The sequence below is a fragment of the Pseudarthrobacter naphthalenicus genome, from assembly GCF_029076445.1.
Lineage (GTDB): Bacteria > Actinomycetota > Actinomycetes > Actinomycetales > Micrococcaceae > Arthrobacter > Arthrobacter naphthalenicus.
In genome coordinates, this window is sequence record NZ_JARESG010000013.1 from 115571 (window position 1) to 136603 (window position 21033).

The window sequence follows — 21033 nt, forward strand, 5'->3', positions numbered from 1 at the left end:
CCCGCTACGCCCGGCCAGGCAACCATGCCTCGCGTGTTGACGATCGTAGCACTTGGGATACTCCCCTACGTGCCGTTAACTCTACCGCAGGCACACACCAGCGACGGACGAAGTCTGCATATGATGCGGGTGAGCTTCAGACGGTCCTATGCGTGACCGGCCGCCTGCATTTGGCGGAGTTCCTTCTTCAGCTCACTGACCTCGTCCCGGATCCTCGCGGCCACCTCGAACTGCAGTTCGGCGGCCGCACCGTGCATCTGCTCGGTGAGCTGCTCGATCAGACCCACGAGGTCTTCTGCCGGGGCCGCAGCGAGCCCGTCCTTGCGGACCTGGGCTGCGCCCTTGGCCGCAGACTTCCCGCGCTTGGCGCCCTTGGCCAGGCGGTTGTTGTTCAGCAGCTCCTGGGTATCGGCGTCTTCCTTGGCCAGCTGGTCGGTGATGTCGGCGATCTTCTTCCGCAGCGGCTGCGGATCGATCCCCTTTTCCGTGTTGTACGCCACCTGGATGGCACGGCGCCGGTTGGTCTCGTCGATGGCGTGGGCCATGGAATCGGTGATGCGGTCCGCATACATGTGGACCTGTCCGGAGACGTTTCGGGCAGCACGGCCGATGGTCTGGATCAGGGACGTGGAGGACCGCAGGAAGCCTTCCTTGTCCGCGTCCAGGATGCTCACCAGCGAGACCTCGGGCAGGTCGAGGCCTTCGCGGAGAAGGTTGATGCCCACCAGCACGTCGAAAACGCCCATCCGCAGTTCGCGGAGCAGTTCAACCCGGCGGAGCGTATCGACGTCGGAGTGCAGGTATTCAACTTTGATGCCGTGGCCCAGGAGGTAGTCGGTGAGGTCCTCCGCCATCCGCTTAGTCAGCGTGGTGACCAGCACGCGTTCGTTCTTAGCCGTCCGGGTCTTGATCTCACCGAGGAGGTCATCGATCTGGCCCTTGGTGGGTTTGACCACCACCTCGGGGTCGATCAGGCCGGTGGGCCGGATGATCTGCTGCACGAAGCCGTCGGCCTTCCCGAGCTCGTACTTGCCCGGCGTGGCCGAGAGGTAGACGGTCTGGCCCACCCGTTCGAGGAATTCATCCCACTTGAGGGGGCGGTTGTCCATGGCCGAAGGCAGCCGGAAGCCGAAGTCCACCAGGTTGCGCTTGCGGGACATGTCGCCTTCGTACATGGCGCCGATCTGCGGCACCGTGACGTGGGACTCGTCGATCACCAGCAGGAAGTCGTCCGGGAAGTAGTCCAGGAGGCAGTGCGGAGCGGTCCCCCGGGCCCGTCCGTCGATGTGCGACGAGTAGTTTTCGATGCCGTTGCAAAACCCCATCTGCTGCATCATTTCAAGGTCATAGGTGGTGCGCATCCGCAGCCGCTGGGCCTCCACCAGCTTGTTCTGGCTTTCCAGCTCCTGCAGCCGTTCTGCGAGTTCATCCTCGATCCGCTTGATGGCGCGGGCCATCCGCTCGGGTCCGGCCACATAGTGGGAGGCCGGGAAGACATACATTTCCTCTTCGTCCCGGATCACTTCGCCGGTCAGCGGATGCAGGGTGTGGATGTTCTCGATCTCGTCGCCGAAGAATTCGATCCGGATGGCCAGTTCCTCGTACATCGGGATGATTTCCACGGTGTCGCCACGGACCCGGAACGTGCCGCGGTGGAAGTCCATGTCATTGCGGGCGTACTGCATGGCGACGAACTTCCGGAGCAGGTCATCGCGGTTCATCTCGGCGCCCTTGCGGAGCGTGACCATTCCCGCGATGTACTCTTCCGGGGTACCCAGGCCGTAGATGCAGGACACCGTGGCAACCACGATCACGTCACGGCGGGTCAGCAGGGCATTGGTAGCGGAGTGCCGCAGCCGTTCGACTTCCTCGTTGATGGAGGAGTCCTTCTCGATGAAGGTGTCCGTCTGCGCCACGTACGCCTCGGGCTGGTAGTAGTCGTAGTAAGAGACGAAGTACTCCACGGCGTTGTTGGGCAGCAGTTCCCGGAATTCGTTGGCCAGCTGCGCTGCGAGGGTCTTGTTCTGGACCATCACCAGGGTGGGCCGCTGGACCTGTTCGATGAGCCATGCGGTGGTGGCGCTCTTGCCGGTACCGGTGGCACCGAGCAGGACAACATCTTTTTCGCCGTTCTTGATCCGCTCCGTCAGTTCGGCGATGGCGGCGGGCTGGTCACCGGCGGGCTGGAATTCGCTGATGACCTCGAAGGGTGCGACAACTCGGTTGATATCCTGCGCAAGGCTCATGCATCTAATCTACAACCGGGCACCGACACTCAGCCCCGGATCCGTTACCGGCGAACAGTCGGGTTCAGGGGCGGGGACTTCCAAGGGTGTACGACGGCGGGCGCCACCCTGAGTGCGCAGCCCAGGCGTCCATTCCGGGCAGGGCAACGTCCGTGAACCACGGCTCCTTCGCCTCGGCGTAGGCGTGCGTGCCCCTGGTGCCGGCAAACTGTTTGGTCAGGGCGAGTTTGTGTTCGGCATACATGGCGGCGGCCTCGGGGTCATTCCGGAGCCAGTCGCGGAACAGCAGCGCGTAATGCCAGCCTGAGGATCCTGCCGGCCTGACGTGCACGTTCACGGCACGGCCTGGGTCTGCATTGGCGTGGAACCGTTTCTCCCATTGCGCCGGGTCCGGCGCAGCAGGCTTCGGAGTGTCGAAATTGGCGCCCGGCACGGGCGGAAAACCCGCTGCAGCCAGCAGCGGCGCTATCCGATCGGCGACGTCAAGGCCAGTCACCGTCACTTGAAGATCGATTACGTCCTTGGCCGGCAGACCCGGAACCGCGGTGGAGCCGACGTGGTCAACGGCCAGTATGTCCGCGGGTGCGGCGGCCCTGATCCGGGCACCAAGCCTGGCGGCCTGGGCCGGCCAGTCCGCCCGTGCCGGGGACAGTACTGCCGCACCCGGCCTGGCCGCCCTGGCACCACGGCGCAGATTGTCCGCAAACGGCACCAGCCGTTCAGTCCAGAGCCGGTCCACCTGAGCCAGCAGGGCGTCCACTGTCCCGGCGTTCTCCAGGACCACGTCCGCTGCGGCCAACCGGTCAGCGCGCGTGGCCTGCGCCGCCATCCGGGTCGCGGCCTCCTCCCGGGTCATCCCCCGGTGTTCGAGCATGCGGGCAATGCGGATGTCGTCCGGCGCGTCCACCACCAGCACCAGGTGAAAGTTGCTGCCCTGCCCCGTCTCCACCAGAAGCGGAATGTCCTGGACCACCACCGCGCCACGGGGTGCAGCGGCAATGATCCCTGCAGCGGCCTCCCGGACCAGCGGGTGAACAATGCCATTCAGCACGGCCAGGCGGGACGGATCGCCAAAAACGACAGAGCCGAGCCTGGCGCGGTCAAGCCGGCCGCCGGCGTCGAGCATGTCCGTCCCAAACGCGTCCACCACCCGCGCCAGTCCGGGCGTACCAGGCTCAACCACCTTGCGGGCCAGCGCGTCGGCATCCACCAGAGTGGCACCGAGCTCCGCCAGACGTGAGGCCACCATTGACTTCCCTGAGGCGATGCCGCCCGTCAAACCGATCTTCAGCACTTCAACAGCCTAGTCCCCGCTGGGAACCCCGGCAGCGTGGCCCCACCCGCTGCTGCCCTAGACTGGGGCGGTGCAAGAGCAGGAGCAGGAGAGCCGGATAACCTCGTATACCGCCCTCGCGGCTGGTCCGGATTTCCGGCACGACATCGAAATCAAACGGTCCCGTTTCATCACCGTGCTGCGCCGCGCGGACACCGAGGATGCGGCCCGAGACCTGGTGGCAGGCCTGCGGCGCGAATTCCACGATGCCCGCCACCACTGCTCAGCCTTTGTCATCGGACCGGACCGGGACATCCAGCGGTCCAATGACGACGGCGAACCCTCCGGCACCGCGGGCATTCCGATGCTTGAGGCGATCCTCAAACGCGAGACCGTACCGGGGGTGACCGACCTCAGCGACGTCAGCGCCGTCGTCGTCCGTTATTTCGGCGGCATCCTGCTTGGCGCGGGCGGCCTGGTCCGGGCCTATTCCGAATCGGTGTCCGCCGCCCTCGACCGGGCACCGCTGGTCCGGCGACGCCGGCTGCGGATCTGTTCCGCGTCCGTACCTCACTCCGCCGCGGGCAGGCTGGAAAACGATCTCCGGGCGGCAGGCTTCGTGATGGCGGAAACCACCTACGGCGCCCGCGAGACGACCCTGCGCCTGGCCATCCCGGACAACCCGGCGGAACTTTCAGCCGCCACCGAGCGCCTCCTCTCGTTCACCGCCGGAACCGTGGAGCTCACACCCGGCGGAACGGAGTGGCTCGATGTCCCGCTCCCCTGAAGTCCACCTGGCCGACGTGGATGAGCCCCTGCTGGAGAAGCTGCTGGACCTCGCCCAAAGGGATGCGGCGGCGGACGAAGTCACCCCGCCGCTCGGCGCCGGAACCGGCTGGAACGCTGAGCGCGTGCAGTGGTTCCGGGCGTACCACCGCGCGGCGGCGAAGGGGGTGGATGGACCGGCGGGCGAACAGACCTGGGCTGTGTTGTGCGGTGGAGATCCCGCGGGTTCAATCCGCCTGAAACGAACAGCGGACCCGGGTACCGCAGAGACAGGCATTTGGCTGGGCCGGAGCTTCCGCGGCCAGCGCATCGGCACTGTCGCCCTCCAACTGATCCTGGCAGAAGCCAGCCGCGCAGGCCTGCGGCGCATCGTGGCGCATACAACGGCCGGGAATGCCGGTGCTCAACGTCTGCTCACTGCCGCGGGCGCGGTACTGACTTACGACGACGACGACGACGCGGTGAGTGCCGCCGTCGACCTCTAACGCGCGATCCGGCCGGTGCCACCCAAGGTTAGACACCGTCTGGGGTTAAACACCGCGGGCCCCTGCAATTGCAGGGGCCCGCGGTGTTGGCCCGGGAAGTCCCGGGCCGGTGGCAATTAGTTGCCGGTCAGCTTCTCGCGCAGAGCGGCGAGAGCCTCGTCGGATGCAAGGGTGCCTGCACCGGCGTTGGACTCAGCAGCGGGCTCCGAGGAGTAGCTGGTGGTGCCGGAATCGCTGTCACCGGACGTTGCAGCTGCAGCGTCGTCGGCAGCGTGCTGGGCAACCTGCTTCTTGTGTGCTTCCCACTTGGTCTGGGCATCAGCGTACTGCTGCTCCCAGGCGGCGCGCTGGTTCTCGTAGCCTTCAAGCCACTCGTTGGACTCCGGATCGAAGCCCTCCGGGTACTTGTAGTTACCCTCTTCGTCGTACTCAGCGGCCATGCCGTAGAGAGCCGGATCGAATTCGGTGCTGTCGGCGTCGACGCCCTCGTTGGCCTGCTTGAGGGAGAGCGAGATGCGGCGGCGTTCCAGATCGATGTCGATGACCTTGACGAACAGCTCGTCGCCAACGGAGACAACCTGCTCGGCCAGTTCAACGTGGCGGACAGCCAGCTCGGAGATGTGGACCAGGCCTTCGATGCCGTCTTCGACGCGAACGAACGCACCGAACGGAACCAGCTTGGTGACCTTACCCGGAACAACCTGGCCCAGGGCGTGGGTGCGGGCGAAGGTCTGCCACGGATCTTCCTGCGTAGCCTTGAGCGACAGGGAAACGCGCTCGCGGTCCAGGTCGACCTCGAGAACCTCGACGGTGACTTCCTGGCCAACTTCGACAACCTCGGACGGGTGGTCGATGTGCTTCCAGGACAGCTCGGAAACGTGAACGAGGCCGTCTACGCCGCCCAGGTCCACGAAGGCACCGAAGTTGACGATGGAGGAAACGACGCCGGGACGGACCTGGCCCTTTTCCAGCTTGTTGAGGAACGTGGAGCGGACCTCGGACTGGGTCTGCTCGAGCCAGGCACGGCGGGACAGGACCACGTTGTTGCGGTTCTTGTCCAGCTCGATGATCTTGGCTTCGATCTGCTGACCGATGTACGGAGCCAGGTCGCGCACGCGGCGCATCTCGACGAGGGATGCGGGCAGGAAGCCGCGCAGACCGATGTCGAGGATAAGACCACCCTTGACAACCTCGATGACGGTACCGGTGACAACACCGTCTTCTTCCTTGACCTTCTCGATGTCGCCCCAGGCACGCTCGTACTGAGCACGCTTCTTGGAGAGGATCAGGCGGCCTTCTTTGTCTTCCTTGGTGAGCACCAGGGCTTCGACCTGATCGCCGACGGAGACAACGTCTCCGGGATCAACGTCGTGCTTGATGGACAGCTCGCGGGAGGGGATGACACCTTCGGTCTTGTAACCGATGTCGAGCAGAACTTCATCGCGGTCGACCTTGACGACGGTACCTTCGACGAGATCTCCGTCGTTGAAGTACTTGATGGTGGCGTCGACTGCTGCGAGGAAGTCCTCAGCGGTACCGATGTCGTTAATCGCGACTACGGGGGTACCGGGCTTCTCGGTGGAGGTGATGGTCATGTAGTAGGGGCTCCGTTGTGGATAGTTAGTTGGTCAGGCCAACCACTGCACCCGCATTATGGAACGCAGGCACAGGTGGCGGCGGATCGTGGAGATCCGCCGGGTCATCCTGATTTTGTGGATTGGTGTTTAACAAATGCAGAGAACGTGCACGTAGTACGCGCCCACTTATTCTAGTCGCAGCGGCCAACACGGGTCAAAGCGCGGCCTGTCAGGGCAAGAGGACGCCCCGGGGGCCTAGAAGTGGGTCAGGCAATGGGCGGCGCGCTCAACGGCGAACAACCCGCGGGCCCGAAGCGCCGCGCCCTGCCTGTGTTCACGGATCCGCCCTGCTGCCGTCAGCGTCACCGGACACACCGCACCCAGATAAATTGATGACAGCGCGGAGACATCCAGTGTGAGGTCCGGATCCGCCTCCGGTCCGACGCGTTCGACGGCGGCCTTACCGCCGCTGACTGCGAGGGCAAACGTCCCGGCCGTGAGGCCGAGGGGGTCGAGGACTTCCAGCACCAGCCGGCCGTCCACCGGATAATGCCGCGCCTGAAGGGCCGGAACCACGTCCAGGATGCGGAGCCAGAGCATGTCCCTGCTGTCCGATGAGTCGATGCAGCGGGGATCGGCCAGTGCCCAGGTAAGGGGGTCATCCAGCGGCGCTTCCTCCCAGGTGATCCGTTCGATCAGATCGATGGCGGCAAGGAACTGCCAGAGTTCCAGGTAGGCCTCGTGGGTGGCCGCCACCAGATCCACCACGTGCATCGTGTGGGGTTCCGTCTCCCAGCCCAGGAACTTGTAGGACACGTAGCCGTCCACGCCCCCGTCCGGACCGTAGTGCAGGGCCACCTTGACGGCCGGGTCCTCTTTGCCGTCGCGGCCAAGGGAGCCTGACGCCAACTGGCGGTACCACTCCTGGCGGTCCACGGACCCGGGCGTCAGGCGGTGCACGCGGGCGAAAACTTCCGGCGCCACGTCGAGGAGGACTTTGGGCTCGGCAACGTCCACCCGGCCAACGGCCTGGTGGACGAGGCTGAACCGGGCCGAGGTGTCCACCGTGACGGTCCGTTCGAAGCTGGCCACCCCATAACCGAAGCGCCCGTAGATGGACCCCTCCGAGGCCGTCAGGGCAGCCATCGCCACGCCGTCAGCCTTGGCCAGGGCAAGGTCCTCCGACATCATGCGCCGCAGCAGTCCGCGGCGCCGATGGGAGGTCCGTACGGTCACCGCAGTGACCAGCTGGGTTTCCAGCATCCTGCCGAAGCCGATGTTCAGGGTCTTCCGCATGGTGCCGAAGGTTGCGACTGGGACCTCCGCGGGGAAGGATCCGGGCGCCACCTCACGGGTTTGGTAGGCCCCGGTAAAGATCCTCCGATCGGCACGGTAGGTCTGCAGTGACTTGGCGACGTGTTCGGGTGTCCGGGTGGATTCGTGAAAGCCGAACGAGACGGCCTTGACCCATCTTTCCGCTTCCGGATAACCGGGTTCCCCGTCGACAGCGGCGGGGAAACGCCGGATTTCGTAGTCATCACTCAGTTCAGCCACAACGCCGAGCCTAACCAATCACTCCGGCCGCTGGCCAGCACGAACACCCGGCCACGCGGGCGGATAGCCTAATGCCCGGCGTCGTACCAGCTGGGTCCGACGCCGATCTGGACGTCCAGCGGGACGCTGAGGTCCGCGGCCGATCCCATCTGTTCGGTGACGAGCTTCTCCACCGCGTCCCGTTCTCCGGGTGCGACTTCCAGGACCAGTTCATCGTGGACCTGCAGGAGCATCCGCGAGGTGAGGCCCTGGGCGGCCAGTTCAGCCTGCACGCCCAGCATGGCCCGCTTGATGATGTCCGCGGCGGACCCCTGGATCGGAGAGTTCAGGGCAATGCGCTCAGCATTTTCCCGCAGCTGCCGATCCGTGCTGGTGAGGTCCGGGAGGTAGCGGCGCCGCCCTTCGATGGTGGCCGTGTACCCGTCAATACGGGCCTGGTCCACCACACCGCGGAGGTAGTCACGCACGGCGCCGAAACGGTCGAAGTAGTCCTTCATGAGGGTGCGGGCCTCGTCCACGGAGATTTCCAGCTGCTTGGAGAGCCCGAAGGACGTCAAGCCGTAGGCAAGCCCGTAGGACATGGCCTTGACCTTGGAGCGCATGGCACTGGTGACCTGGTCCGTGGGCACATGGAAGATGTTCGAGCCGACAAAACGGTGGAGGTCTTCGCCGTCCCGGTACGCCTGGATCAGGCCTTCATCACCGGAAAGGTGCGCCATGATGCGCATTTCGATCTGGGAGTAGTCGGCGGACAGCAGGCAGTCATAGCCCTCACTGACCACAAAGATGCCCCGGACCCGGCGGCCTTCCTCGCTGCGGATGGGGATGTTCTGCAGGTTGGGGTTATTCGAGGAGATCCGGCCCGTCGCCGCGACGTTCTGCGCATACGTGGTGTGGATCCGGCCGTCTTCGGCGACCGACTTCTTCAACGACTCGAGCATTTGGCGGAGTTTGGAGGATTCGCGGTGCGCCATCAGCTGGACCAGGAATTCGTGGCCGGTCTTTTCCAGCAGGCCCTTCAGGGAGGCGGCGTCGGTGGTGTATCCGGACTTGATCTTTTTGGTCTTGGGTAGCTGCAGCTCGTCGAAGAGGACGGTCTGCAGCTGCTTGGGCGACCCGAGGTTGACCTCATGGCCGATCGCGGCGAAAGCCAGCTCCTGGGCGTTGTCGATCACCTTGGCCAGATCAGCGAGCTGCTCGTCCATGCGCTGCATGTCGACGGCGATGCCCGCGGTTTCCATCTCGGCCAGGACACGGCTGACCGGCAGCTCCAGCGTGGTCAGCAGATCCCCGGCCTTACGTTCTATCAGTTCCGATTCGAAGTACCGGCTCAGTGCCTGCACAACCGCCGCCACATGAACCAGGGCGTCGGCGGCAGCAGCATCGTCGCCGTCGAACGCCAGCTCAAGCTGGCCCGCCTTGGACGTCTCCGCGGAGATGCTGACGTTGAGGTGGTGCTGGGCCAGTTCGGCCAATTCGTACGTCCGGCGGTCAGGCTGGATGAGATACCCGGAGATGGAGGTGTCATCCACCACGCCTTCCAGGCCCATGCCACGGCTGGAGAGGGCCTTCAGGGCCGCTTTGTAGCCGTGCATCACCTTCGGGGCGGCCGGGTCCCGCAGCCAGTCCGCCAGGACGTTTTCGGATTCGGCGTCCTGGGCCGCCAGGTCGATGTAAACACCCGCGTGGCCCCGGACGATGGCGATCGCCGCGGCATCCTCGCCGATCCTGCCGGGCACGAGGTCGACGGCGACCGCGGAGCGCTCCCCTGCCCCGGCGCCGAGGAAGGCCGCCAGCTCGGCGGCGTTCGACGGCGCCGCGTAGTCCGGGATGTCCACACTTTCGCGTTCGGCCGGTTCCAGGTCTTCGCTGCCGTAGAGGGCAAACAGCCGGGCGCGGATGGTCTTGAATTCGAGCTCGTCGAACAGCTGCTCAAGGGCGGCCTCGTCCGGCCGCGGGTCGGCCAGGTCCTCCAGCGTCACCGGAAGCTCAAGATCCGTGTGCAGCCTGTTAAGCCGCCGGTTGCGCTTGACGTCCTCAATGTTCGCCCGAAGGGCGTCGCCCACCTTGCCGCCGATGGCATCCAGATGTTCCAGGACACCTTCGAGGCCGCCGTACAGATTGATCCACTTGGCCGCAGTTTTGGGCCCGACGCCGGGAACCCCGGGAAGGTTGTCCGAAGACTCCCCCACCAGGGCAGCGAGGTCCGAGTACTGGGGCGGGGTGACAAAGTATTTTTCCTGGATGGCCGCGGCATCCATGCGTGGGATGTCACTGACGCCCTTCCGCGGGTACAGCACAAAAACGTTCTCGGTGATCAGCTGGAAAGCATCGCGGTCGCCCGAGACGAGGAGCACTTCGTAGCCGGCCTTTTCGCCCATCGTGGCAAGGGTCGCCAGGATGTCGTCAGCTTCATAGCCGGGCATCTTGATGGTCTTGATGCCCCAGGCCTGCATGACCTTGTCGATCAGGTCGATCTGGCCACTCATCTCGCGCGGGGTCTCGTTGCGGCCGCCCTTGTACTCGCTGTATTCGGCCTTGCGGTGCGTGGTGTCATCCGAGACATCGAAGGCGACGGCGACGTGCGTGGGCTTCTGTTCCTTGATCAGGTTGATCAGCATGGACGTAAAGCCGTGGATGGCGTTGGTGTGCTGGCCATTGGCGGTGGAGAACTTGTCCGCCGGCAGGGCGAAGAAGGCCCGGAAGGCCATCGAATGCCCGTCCAGCACCAGCAGTCGCGGCTGGTCGGTCAGGGGGATCACGGGAGCTTCGGTGGCGGAAACGCGGCCCCCGGCGGACGGCGCAACGCTGATGTCCTGCAGGGCAGCGTCGGCGTCGAGCACAGAGGTTTCAGAAGGGAAGGGGGCCGGTTTGGTAGTTTCACTCACAGGTGCCAGCCTAGTTCCCATGATGGACAATTTCACGCCCGGCCCCTTCACTGAGGAATTAGTCACAGCCGGTATCCCGGAGCATCTTCATGAGTGGCTTGGCGCACTGGGCATCGGCGCCCTGGTGGTCAAGATGGGGATCCACTTCCTGGAGATGAGCCCGGAACGGTCGGTGGCCACCATGCCGGTGGAGGGCAACACACAGGTGGCAGGCATCCTGCACGGCGGAGCCCACGTGGTCCTCGCCGAAACGCTGGGTTCCTTCGCTGCCGGAATGCACGCGGGAGCCGGCCGGCATGCTCTCGGCATCGAGGTCAGCGCCACTCACCACCGCGCGATTGCCGCCGGCACTGTCACCGGGACCTGCACCGCCATCCACCTGGGCCGAACACTGACAACCCATGAGATTGTGATGACCGACGAACAGGGCCGGCGCCTTTCGACCGCGCGCATCACCAACATGCTGCGGGAGAACGCCCCGTCAGGGCCCTGACCGCTCCGGGGATCCGAAACTGTAGCGGAGCTCCACAATGCCCCTGCCCAAGGTGCGGGACGCCGTCAACTCCAGCGGCGGCGTCGGGCCCTCCACCGGAAGCAGGCGCTTCCCGTCACCCAGCACTACGGGGATAACGGACAGGATGATGTCATCAAGCCTCCCGGCGGCGGCGAACTGCGCGGCGAGGTTGCCGCCACCCACCACCCACACATTCTTTGAGCCGGCGTCCGCCATGAAGTCCGGGATGAACTCGTCCACCGGGCCGCGGACGAACGTCACATCCGCACCCGGCGGGGCCGTGAACTCGTGGTGGGTGAAGATGTAGCAGGGGGTGCCGCTGTAGGGCCAGTTGCCGGGCTCATGCTCCATCAGCCAGGTGAACGTGCCGCCACCCATCACAATGCAGCCGACCCCGTCCATAAAGGACTCGTAGCTCTCCTTGCCGCCCTCGAAGCCGTCAAATTCCAGCAGCCAGGTGAGGTCATCCTTGGCTGTGGCGATGAAGCCGTCGAGGGAGGCCGCGACAAAATACTGGATCCTTGGCATGGACCCAGCGTAGCCGTGGTGGCGCAAAGCGGTAAGGGAAATCTAGCCGCTGAAGTACGGGATGATCAGGTACAGCCCGAACAGCACGGCGACACCGCAAAGGCCAAAACAGATGTTGGCAAAGAGGCGCATACTGCGGGGTGAAGCCTGACCGGTGTCCCCGGCGATGGCCGTCAGCCGGACGCCCAGCGAATAGAGGACCACCACGGTCACGGCGGCCACGAGCGTTGCGCCGCCCACCGTCAGGAGTTCCAACCACTTCATCGCTGAGTATCCTTATGCTCGTTCGCCCTGGCTCGTGCACGGGCGAGGGCTTTCTTCTTGGCGAAGCGGACGGCCTGCCCCGCCTCCTCGACCTCCACGGCGTTGTGGTGGCTCACATGGGACTTCCGGGAAAAGAAGAACATGAACATCACGGCTGCTGTTCCGGCGACGGCAGCGATCACCAGGCCCACCACGCCCGTCTTCACGAGCAGCGCCGTCAGCGCGCCCACGATGCCGGCGGCCGGAAGGGTGAACAGCCAGCCCAGGGCGATCTTGCCCACCATGTTCCATCGCACCGTGGTGCCCCTTCGGCCCATCCCCGATCCGATGACCGAGCCCGAGGCCACCTGCGTGGTGGAGAGGGCGAAGCCCAGGTGTGACGATGCCAGGATGGCGGCGGCCGTGCTGGTTTCCGCAGCGAAGCCCTGGGCAGGCTTGACCTCGGTGAGGCCGGAGCCCATGGTGCGGATGATGCGCCAGCCGCCGGAGTAGGTGCCAATGGCGATTGCCAGGGCGCAGGCTGCGATGACCCAGAACTGCGGGCCGGTACCGGGCGCCTGGGTGCCGGCGGAAATCAGTACCAGGGTGATGATGCCCATGGTCTTCTGCGCATCATTGGTGCCGTGGGCCAGGGCAACGAGGCTGGACGTGAAGATCTGGCCGGTGCGGAAACCGCCGCGCTTCTGGGTGAGTTTGCTGCCGGTTTCGGGGTCGTGGCGGGCGGTCAGCGCGTAAGCGAGCCTGGTGCAGATGTAGGCGACAATCCCGGCAATCAGCGGTGCGAAAACCGCGGGCAGGATGACCTTCTGCAGGAGTGTTTCCAGGTTCACGGAACTGAAGCCGATGCCGGCAATGGCTGCGCCAATCAGGCCGCCGAACAGCGCGTGGGAGGAGCTCGACGGCAGGCCCTTGAGCCAGGTGATCATGTTCCACAGGATGGCACCCATCAGACCGGCGAAGATGATGTCCGGGGTGATCAGGACTCCGTCCGAACCTTCACGGATGATGCCGCCCGAAACCGTCTTGGCAACTTCCGTGGAAAGGAAGGCGCCTACGAGGTTGAGGACGGCGGCCAGAGTGACGGCGGTTTTCGGCTTAATGGCACCGGTGGCAATGGGTGTGGCCATCGCGTTGGCCGTGTCGTGAAAACCGTTTGTGAAGTCGAAAAATAATGCCAGTGCGATGACCAGCGCCACCATTAAGGTGATATCCACCTGTTGCCCAATCTGCAGAGTCGACGTTCGGCAGTCCCTTAAAACCCCGCCTGCCCTGCACAGCATAATTCACGTGAAGTTCACGCGGAATGGGCTGCGCCGTTCATGGACCGGCTTGAAACCTTATCGATCGTACGCGCCCGGGGCATAGTGTCAAAACACGGGCTCCGCGACGAAGGAGCTGACCGCGGCGAGCTGGGCAGGTGAAATTCCGCGGCGCGGATCGGGTGAGATGGCAAGGATCCGTGCCCCCAGGATGGCCGCCCATGCCTGGGCCTCCTGCTCGTAATTGAGTTGGTCGTCTATCCATACGATCCCGTGCGGTGAGGTCTTGGCGACATCCTCCTGGAGGGCGGCAAGTTTCCACCAGCCCTCCCCCGGCCCGGCATCTCCGGCTGTGAGCCAGGGCCAACGGCTGCCGGCCAGTCCAATGGCGGGGCAGAGGTACCGGGGAGCCATGTCCTCCCATCTGGTCAGCCAGACACAGCGGACGCCCGGAACGCGGGCGAGGCTGTTCAGCCCGTCAACCAGCTCCGCGGCATAGGCCACCTCCAGCAGGCCTGCGTTCGCGACTCTCCAGGCTGTACCCCACGGTGTGGTGCCGGTCGCTCCGAACGGGCACACAACGCCGTCGACGTCCAGGTAGATGGTGACATTCAGCAAAGGGCCCCGCCACCGGAATGGCGCCTTGCCGGCCATCCCGGCCGGACGTTGGATGCCTGGCGTGCGCTTAAATGCAGAAGGGGCTGCACGCAACAATGTTCGCATTGCGTGCAGCCCCTGCTCAAGGGTCTCTGACCTGCCCGGACGGGTCCGGCGAGGCAGGCCCCGCCGGCGCGGGGATCAGCTCACTTCAGACGGACAGCGCAGCCGGCCGGGCGGCTTCGCGGCGTTCCGGGGTGCCGGGCTGGTCCTGGCCGTACAGCCAGTCGTTGTACTGGAAGTCCCCGTCCTTGCGGCTCTTGAACAGCAGGTTCCGCAGCGTCCGGGCGAGGCCGGAGACGTGCCAGGACTCGCCCCAGATACGCGCGGTCAGCTGAACCCGGGCGGTGCGTTCGGCGCGAAGGCCGTTGAACTCCTGGATGGCAGCGTCCCACGCTTCGGGGTTGACGCTGCCTTCAGTGAAGACTGTTCCGTTGGTGGCGTCCTGCAGCACAGCGGCGTCCTCGATGGCCTGGCAGGCACCCTGCGCCAGGTACTGCAGCATCGGGTGTGCGGCATCGCCCATCAGCACCATGCGCCCGGCGATCCAGTTCTCGACCGGGTCGCGGTCATACATGGGCCAGCGGATGCCGGTGGCGAGGTTCTTGAGCGCTTCCTGAACGGCCGGGACGCAGTCCTTATAGGCGGCTTCAAGCTCGTCCACCCCGCCGTACTGTTCCACGCCGGCTTCGAAGGACGGCGACTTGAAGACGGCCACCGTGTTCAGCAGCTCGCCCTTGCGCAGCGGGTACTGCACCAGGTGGCAGTCCGGTCCGAGGTAGACGATGACATCCTCAAGGTCAGCCTTGGGAGTGCTCTCGGTGATCGGCACGGTGCCGCGGTAGGCGACGTAGGCCGAGGAGACCGGCTCGTCGTTGGCCACGAGGGGGCGGAGGGTGGACCGGAGGCCGTCGGCGCCGATCACCACGTCGGCCTCGTAGTCAACGCCTGCGGCAGTGTGGGCCACACCGCGGCCGTTCACCGTTTCAACGCTTTCGACCATGACGTCGTTGACGAGCTTGACGCCCGCAGCCTCGCAGGCCTCAAGCAGGATCCGGTGCAGGTCGCTGCGGTGGATAACGACGTACGGGGCACCGTAGCGCTCCGCAAATTCGCCGCCGAGGGTCTGGCGGGTGAGTTCTTCACCGGTGATCGCGTCGCGGAAGACCAGGTGCTTGGGCTGGACACCGATCTCGAGAGCCTTTTCCAGGAGTCCCCAGCGCTGAAGGATGCGGGAGGCGTTGGGGGCCATCTGCAGCCCTGCGCCTACCTCACCGAACTCAGGCGCCCGCTCTACCAGGGTCACTTCGGCGCCGTTTTCACGCAGTGCGAGGGCTCCGGCCAGCCCGGCCATTCCTCCGCCGATGACGAGGACATCAGTGGATGCGGCGTGCTCAGACATTGTTTGCTCCTTGAGATGTAGCGAGTTGAGATGTTGCGAGTTTTGATTTGAGATTGATGCCGACGGCGGCGAGCAGGATCGCAGCGATGGCGGCTGCACCGGCGAAGGCGAGGAAGTTGGAATTGACGCCCAGCCCGGCAGCCAGCAGGAGGCCACCGATCTGGGGGGCCGCGACGGCACCGATGCGTCCGGTCCCGAGGGCCCAGCCGAGAGCTGTTCCGCGCAAGTGTCCGGGATAGTGGCTGGCGACTGCGGCGATGATCAGGCACTGGGTGCCGTGCGTTCCGACGCCGGCGAGAACCAGCATGAGGTACACGACCGTGACGGGCGGACCCGTAACCAGGACCACCAGGGCGGCGGCGGCGACACCGGCTGCGGCGATGGCGGTGGGGATGGGCCCGAACCGGGTTCCGGCCCAGGCGGTGATGACCGAACCGGCCACCGCGCCGAGGTTCAGCGCCAGGGCGAAGGTCAGCGCCGAACCAAGGTTGTAACCGGCGAGCTGCATGAGGTTCGGCAACCAGGTACCCAGCCCGTACCAGGCAAAGAGAGTGGCGATGGTTGCGACCGCGAACAGCAGGCTGATGCCCAGGTACGGGGCACGGAGCAGCGAGGAGAAACCGGCGGGCTGATGGTGTGAGCCCTTGCCCGCGGCCTTGCGGGCCGCCTTCTCTGCTGCGCTGACCGGGGCGAGGGTCTCCGGAAGGTACTTCAGACCCAGCGGCACCACAATCACGAGGGCCAGGATGGCCACCAGGAACATCGCTTCCCAGCCGAAGGCGGGGATCAGCTGGATCCCGACGAGGGCGGCGATGGATCCGCCGATCGGGACACCGGACATCATCAGGGTGGCGATGATGGACCTCCACCGGGCCGGGACCAGCTCTGCGACCAAGGCGTTTGCAGAGGGAACGAGGCCGCCGAGTCCGATGCCGGCCAGGAGCCGGAGGATACCGAAGATCGCCGCGCCCGGGGCGAAAGCGCAGAGCACCGTGAAGACCGAGAAGACGACGGCGCAACCCAGGATGGTGCGGCGGCGGCCCCATGAGTCGGCCATCCGCCCGGCGAAAATGGCCCCGATCATCATGCCAACGAACGCCATGGACCCGATGGTTCCGGCGGTGGCCTTGGTCAGGCCCCAACCGGTCTCGGAAATAAGGGACGACTGGACCGTGCCGTAGACGATGAGGTCATACCCATCGAAGACCACCAGAAGCCAGCAGACGAGGACGGCGGCGGCCGAACCTTTGGAGAACCGTGCGGCAGGACCGTCAGCGGCGGGTTGGCCGGCGGCCCCCGGCGAAGGCCGTTGCGGCACTGCAGCGGGAAGTGTGTGATTCATCCCACTACTGTCATGGCACGCGAAGATGAACCACAATACAATTCTGATGTGCAGAACAACCCACCCCCACGCCCGGCGTCCAGTCCGGCTGCCCGGTCAGCCAGGAAGCCGCTGCAAAAGCGGCCCACCTATTCCATCGAGGCGGTGGATAACGCGCTGCTGCTGCTGCAGCTGCTGCGCGACGGCGGGACCTTGCGCCTGAAGGACGCCGCCGAGGAGCTGGGTGTGGCGCCGTCAACCGCTCACCGCCTGCTGGCCATGCTGGTGTACCGGGGGTTCGCGATCCAGGATGAGACCCGGCGGTACGTTCCCGGGCCGGCCATGGGGGTGGGCCCGGCCGGGCTGAGCTGGTCCCGCCTGCTCCGCAGCCTTGCCCAGCCGCATATGGAGCTGCTCTCCGCCCGCCTCAACGAGACGGTCAACCTGATGGTCCGCGTGGGAACCAAGGTGCGTTTCCTGGCCACCGTGGAGGGAAACAATGTCTTGCGGATCGGCGACCGGCAGGGGACGGTGATGCCGGCGGACAAAACCTCCGGCGGGAAAGTGATGCTGGCGGAACTCGAAGGCCCCCTGATTGACCAGCTGTTCCGCAGCAACAACGCGGAGATCGGCGGCGACACCATTGCCGCCGAGGACTACCCGGCGTTCCTGCGGGAACTTGATACCATCCGCGCCAACGGTTTCGCCGCCAATTTCGAAGGCACGGAGGAGGGCGTCAGCGCTTTGGGCATGGCCCTGCACAACCGGCACGGCCACGTTGTCGGCGCCCTGAGCGTCGCCACTCCCGCCACGCGTTTCCGCAAGGTTTTTGACGCCGGACTCGTCCCGGCCCTGCGGGAAACCTGCCGCCAGCTGGAGATTGACATCGCCGCCAATCCGGCCGACGCGGACTGACGACGGATCCTCCCTCCGGCACTAATTCTGACTGGCAGAATATGTTGGGGGTCACAACGCCGGATCCGTAGAGTCTGACTACGCAGAAATAGTGTTTTGACCTTAAAGGAGGCCGACGTGTCCATCAGCGCCGAGAACACGACCCACGAATCAGTAGCCGCGGGGCACACCGCGCCTGAGCCGACGCCCGAAGAGGCCGCGGAGCTCGCCAAGCTGTACAAGGATTTCGACCGCGAGAACCTGATCCCGCTGTGGACCCAGATCGCGGACCTGATGCCGATGGTGCCGTCGCCCAAGGCTGTGCCGCACGTTTGGCGGTGGAGTGACCTGTACCCCCTCGCCGCCCGTGCCGGGGATCTGGTCCCCGTGGGCCGTGGCGGGGAACGCCGCGCAATCGCCCTCGCCAACCCGGGCCTGGCCGGCACCGCCTACGCCACCCCGACGCTGTGGGCCGCCATCCAGTACCTCGGCGCCCGCGAGACCGCCCCGGAGCACCGCCACTCCCAGAACGCGTTCCGCTTCGTGGTTGAGGGCGAGGGCGTCTGGACCGTGGTGAACGGGGATCCGGTGCGGATGTCCCGCGGAGATTTCCTGCTCACTCCGGGCTGGAACTTCCACGGCCACCACAACGACACCGACGAGCCGATGGCCTGGATTGACGGCCTGGATATCCCGTTTGTGCACTACGCCGATGCCGGCTTCTTCGAGTTCGGCACCGAGCGCGTCACAGACGAGGCGACCCCGGACATCTCCCGCTCCGAGCGGCTCTGGGCCCACCCCGGCCTGCGCCCCCTCTCGGGCCTGGATGACACCACCAGCTCCCCCATCGCCGCGTACCGGTGGAAGTACACCGACGCCGCCCTCCGCGAGCAGCTCCTCCTCGAAGACGAGGGCCACCCGGCCACCGTGTCCCAGGGCCATGCTGCCGTCCGCTACACCAACCCGACCACCGGCGGCGACGTGATGCCCACCATCCGGGCCGAATTCCACCGCTTCCGGGCCGGCGCGTCCACCGAACCCCTGCATGAGGTCGGCTCCAGCGTCTGGCAGGTCTTCGAGGGCCGTGGCAGTGTAGTCCTGAACGGCGAGACCAGGACCCTGGACAAGGGCGACCTGTTTGTGGTCCCGTCCTGGGCGGAATGGTCCCTGCAGGCAGAGACGGAATTCGATCTGTTCCGCTTCAGCGACGCCCCAATTTTTGAACGGCTGAACTTTAACCGCACCTACACCGAAGGACGCAAGAACGCATGAAACTCCTCACCCTCCGTACCGCTGAAGGCACGAAGGCTGTCCGCCAGGACGGCGACACCCTGACCGAAATCGACGGGTTCTCCGACGTCGGAGCGCTCCTGAAAGACACCAACTGGGAGTCCATCGCGCAGGCCGCATCCGGGGCCACCCACCCGCTCGACGGCGCCGACCTTGAGGCCGTTGTCCCCGCACCGGGCAAGATCATCTGCGTGGGCCACAACTACCGCAACCACATCAAGGAAATGGGCCGGGAAGTTCCCGAGTTCCCCACCCTGTTCGCCAAGTACCAGGAATCCCTGATCGGCCCGAACGATGACCTGGCCCTGCCGCAGGAATCCGACACGGTCGACTGGGAGTCCGAGCTCGCCGTCGTGATCGGCAAGAAGGGCCGCCGGATTTCCGAAGCCGACGCCGCCGACCACATCGCCGGCTACGCCGTCCTGAACGACGTGTCCATGCGCGACTACCAGTTCCGCACCATCCAGTGGCTGCAGGGCAAGACCTGGGAGAAGTCCACCCCGTTCGGCCCCGCCCTGGTCACCAAGGACGAGTTCAGCGGCGGCCTCATGACCACCGCCATCGATGGTGAAGTCCAGCAGTCCACCCCGACCAACGACGTCGTGTTCACCCCGGAGTTCCTGGTGTCCTACATCTCCACCGTCATCACCCTGAACTCCGGCGACGTTATTGCCACCGGCACCCCCGGCGGCGTGGGCCACGCCCAGGACCCGAAGCGGTACCTGCAGGAAGGCCAGCTCCTGGTCACCACCATTGAGGGCCTGGGCCAGCTGAACAACCGCGTGGTCAAGGAAGCCTGATGGTCGCGCGCCACGACCAAACGTCGGACCCGCAGCTGCTCGAATCGCTGCTGCAGGCCCGGCGTGGGACCGCGTTCTTCGCGCGCAAGCTCAACGAGCTTTCCGACGCGGACCTCGACGGCCCCTCGTTGCTGCCGGGCTGGTCCCGCCGCCATGTCACCGCGCACATCGGCTACAACGCCCGCGCCATCGCCAGGCTGATTGAGTGGGCGGCCACCGGGGTGGAAACACCCATGTACGCGTCCACGGAGATCCGCGACCACGAAATCAATTTCGGGGCCACCCTCCCTGCGATCGCGTTGCGGCACCTCTTTGACCACTCCGCCGTGCACCTGAACGTCGAATGGCGCGATCTGCCTGCTGACGCCTGGCACCACAAAGTCAAGACCGCCCAGGGCCGCATTGTCCCCGCCGAGGAAACAGTCTGGATGCGCACCCGCGAGGTCTGGACCCACGCCGTGGACCTGAACAACGGGGCGACCTTTTCCGACATCCCGGCACCGGTGCTCGAACGCCTGCTCAAAGACATCACCGGAGCGTGGAAGACCCGGGGCACCGACACGGGGCTCCTCGTCAAGGTCACCGGCCGGCAACCGGAGCTTGAAGTCGGCAGCGCCGGCCCGGACGCTCCCCTGGTGATCTCCGGTCCGCTGGCCGGCGTGGCCCGGTGGGCGACCGGCCGGGGAACCGACGGCGTCACCGCCACCCAAAACGGAGCGCCCCTGGACACCGTGCCAGCCGCTCCGAAATGGATCTAGCTCCAGGTACCACCGCGTAAGGTCCCCTCCACGGAGGGGGCCTTACGTGTTTGTGCCGTACTCGTTTGGCGCTGCTAGGACGAAGGGGCTGCGGCCTCACCGGCACCGTTGACGTTGACCAGCCAGGCGGTCCCGAACCGGTCAGTGCACATGCCGAACATATCGCCCCAGGGCGCGGGTTCCAGCGGAACAGTCACGGTCCCGCCCTCCCCCGAGAGCTTGTCCCAGTAGCCGCGCAGTTCCGCCTCGTCATCGCCGCTCAGCGAAACTGAAATGGTGCTGCCGGGTGTGTAGTCCATGCTGTTGGGTGTATCAGACCCCATCAGGACCAGGCCGCCGGGGGTGGTCAGCATGCCGTGCATGATCTTGTCCTTTTCGGCAGGATCGTCGCTCGCATGGAACTCCCCAAAGGTGCTGAGGGCCAGGTCGCCGCCGAATACCGAGTGATAGAAGGTCATGGCCTCCCGCGCATTGTCACGGAAACCAAGGTACGGATTGAGGGTCGTAGGCATGGCGGGTTCTCCTTGCAGACTGGGC

Annotated in this window: 19 protein-coding genes; 7 read left to right on the forward strand and 12 right to left on the reverse strand. The window is 65.5% G+C overall.

The window, feature by feature from the left end; all coding sequences use genetic code 11:
- Positions 1-146: 146 nt before the first annotated feature.
- Positions 147-2246, reverse strand: a complete 2100-nt coding sequence (gene uvrB / locus PY310_RS14040) for an excinuclease ABC subunit UvrB (protein ID WP_275215079.1) — start codon at positions 2244-2246, stop codon at positions 147-149.
- Positions 2247-2310: 64 nt separating this feature from the next.
- Entirely contained in the window at positions 2311-3540 is a 1230-nt protein-coding gene (coaE, locus tag PY310_RS14045; RefSeq protein ID WP_275215080.1) for a dephospho-CoA kinase, read from the reverse strand.
- Positions 3541-3610: 70 nt separating this feature from the next.
- Between coaE and PY310_RS14050 the strand changes: the two genes are divergently transcribed.
- Together PY310_RS14050 and PY310_RS14055 are read left to right on the forward strand one after the other, a co-directional pair.
- Positions 3611-4306 carry an IMPACT family protein gene (locus PY310_RS14050; RefSeq protein WP_275215081.1) on the forward strand — a complete coding sequence of 232 codons (696 nt, stop codon included), beginning with the start codon at positions 3611-3613 and terminating at the stop codon, positions 4304-4306.
- A complete protein-coding gene (locus PY310_RS14055) occupies positions 4290-4790 on the forward strand; it encodes a GNAT family N-acetyltransferase (RefSeq protein ID WP_275215082.1) in 501 nt (166 codons plus the stop codon). Before PY310_RS14050 ends, PY310_RS14055 begins: the two co-directional genes overlap by 17 nt.
- Positions 4791-4906: 116 nt before the next feature.
- On the opposite strand, the gene rpsA is transcribed toward PY310_RS14055, so the two are convergent.
- From rpsA to polA, 3 genes are all read right to left on the reverse strand, one after another.
- Positions 4907-6385 (reverse strand): 30S ribosomal protein S1, encoded by a 1479-nt coding sequence (gene rpsA, locus PY310_RS14060; protein ID WP_190989028.1) that lies wholly within the window; start codon positions 6383-6385, stop codon positions 4907-4909.
- A gap of 237 nt (positions 6386-6622) precedes the next feature.
- On the reverse strand, positions 6623-7912 hold the full coding sequence (locus tag PY310_RS14065) for a GNAT family N-acetyltransferase (RefSeq protein WP_419095495.1): 1290 nt from the start codon (positions 7910-7912) through the stop codon (positions 6623-6625).
- A 77-nt stretch (positions 7913-7989) separates the two neighbouring features.
- The gene (gene polA, locus PY310_RS14070) at positions 7990-10632 is read right to left on the reverse strand and encodes a DNA polymerase I (RefSeq protein WP_419095496.1); all 2643 of its coding nucleotides are present in this window, start codon (positions 10630-10632) and stop codon (positions 7990-7992) included.
- 196 nt (positions 10633-10828) lie between these two features.
- Between polA and PY310_RS14075 the strand changes: the two genes are divergently transcribed.
- On the forward strand, positions 10829-11302 hold the full coding sequence (locus PY310_RS14075; protein WP_275215085.1) for a hotdog fold thioesterase: 474 nt from the start codon (positions 10829-10831) through the stop codon (positions 11300-11302).
- Here the strand turns inward: PY310_RS14075 and PY310_RS14080 are convergent.
- From PY310_RS14080 to PY310_RS14105, 6 genes are all read right to left on the reverse strand, one after another.
- The gene (locus tag PY310_RS14080) at positions 11291-11851 is read right to left on the reverse strand and encodes a dihydrofolate reductase family protein (protein ID WP_275215086.1); all 561 of its coding nucleotides are present in this window, start codon (positions 11849-11851) and stop codon (positions 11291-11293) included. The genes PY310_RS14075 and PY310_RS14080 overlap by 12 nt on opposite strands.
- A gap of 42 nt (positions 11852-11893) precedes the next feature.
- Entirely contained in the window at positions 11894-12115 is a 222-nt protein-coding gene (locus PY310_RS14085; RefSeq protein ID WP_275215087.1) for a hypothetical protein, read from the reverse strand.
- On the reverse strand, positions 12112-13329 hold the full coding sequence (locus PY310_RS14090; protein WP_275215088.1) for an inorganic phosphate transporter: 1218 nt from the start codon (positions 13327-13329) through the stop codon (positions 12112-12114). Before PY310_RS14090 ends, PY310_RS14085 begins: the two co-directional genes overlap by 4 nt.
- 153 nt (positions 13330-13482) lie before the next feature.
- Entirely contained in the window at positions 13483-13992 is a 510-nt protein-coding gene (locus PY310_RS14095; RefSeq protein WP_342755749.1) for an HAD domain-containing protein, read from the reverse strand.
- A 190-nt stretch (positions 13993-14182) separates the two neighbouring features.
- Positions 14183-15433, reverse strand: coding sequence for an FAD-dependent oxidoreductase (locus tag PY310_RS14100; protein WP_275215089.1), 1251 nt, complete (start codon positions 15431-15433; stop codon positions 14183-14185).
- Positions 15426-16775: an MFS transporter gene (locus tag PY310_RS14105; protein WP_275215090.1), complete on the reverse strand. Its 1350-nt coding sequence runs from the start codon at positions 16773-16775 to the stop codon at positions 15426-15428. The genes PY310_RS14100 and PY310_RS14105 overlap by 8 nt, the downstream gene beginning before the upstream one ends.
- A 48-nt stretch (positions 16776-16823) precedes the next feature.
- Here PY310_RS14105 and PY310_RS14110 point away from each other — a divergent pair, with 48 nt between their 5' ends.
- The 4 genes from PY310_RS14110 to PY310_RS14125 all read left to right on the forward strand — a co-directional run bounded on the left by PY310_RS14110 (position 16824) and on the right by PY310_RS14125 (position 20496).
- Positions 16824-17669, forward strand: coding sequence for an IclR family transcriptional regulator (locus tag PY310_RS14110; RefSeq protein ID WP_275215091.1), 846 nt, complete (start codon positions 16824-16826; stop codon positions 17667-17669).
- 117 nt (positions 17670-17786) lie between these two features.
- Positions 17787-18920 carry a cupin domain-containing protein gene (locus PY310_RS14115; RefSeq protein WP_275215092.1) on the forward strand — a complete coding sequence of 378 codons (1134 nt, stop codon included), beginning with the start codon at positions 17787-17789 and terminating at the stop codon, positions 18918-18920.
- On the forward strand, positions 18917-19738 hold the full coding sequence (locus PY310_RS14120) for a fumarylacetoacetate hydrolase family protein (RefSeq protein WP_275215093.1): 822 nt from the start codon (positions 18917-18919) through the stop codon (positions 19736-19738). Before PY310_RS14115 ends, PY310_RS14120 begins: the two co-directional genes overlap by 4 nt.
- Positions 19738-20496, forward strand: coding sequence for a maleylpyruvate isomerase family mycothiol-dependent enzyme (locus PY310_RS14125; RefSeq protein WP_275215094.1), 759 nt, complete (start codon positions 19738-19740; stop codon positions 20494-20496). The genes PY310_RS14120 and PY310_RS14125 overlap by 1 nt, the downstream gene beginning before the upstream one ends.
- Positions 20497-20570: 74 nt before the next feature.
- Here PY310_RS14125 and PY310_RS14130 read toward each other — a convergent pair whose 3' ends face one another.
- Complete coding sequence (locus PY310_RS14130) at positions 20571-21008, reverse strand: VOC family protein (protein ID WP_275215095.1); 438 nt, start codon at positions 21006-21008, stop codon at positions 20571-20573.
- Positions 21009-21033: the final 25 nt, after the last annotated feature.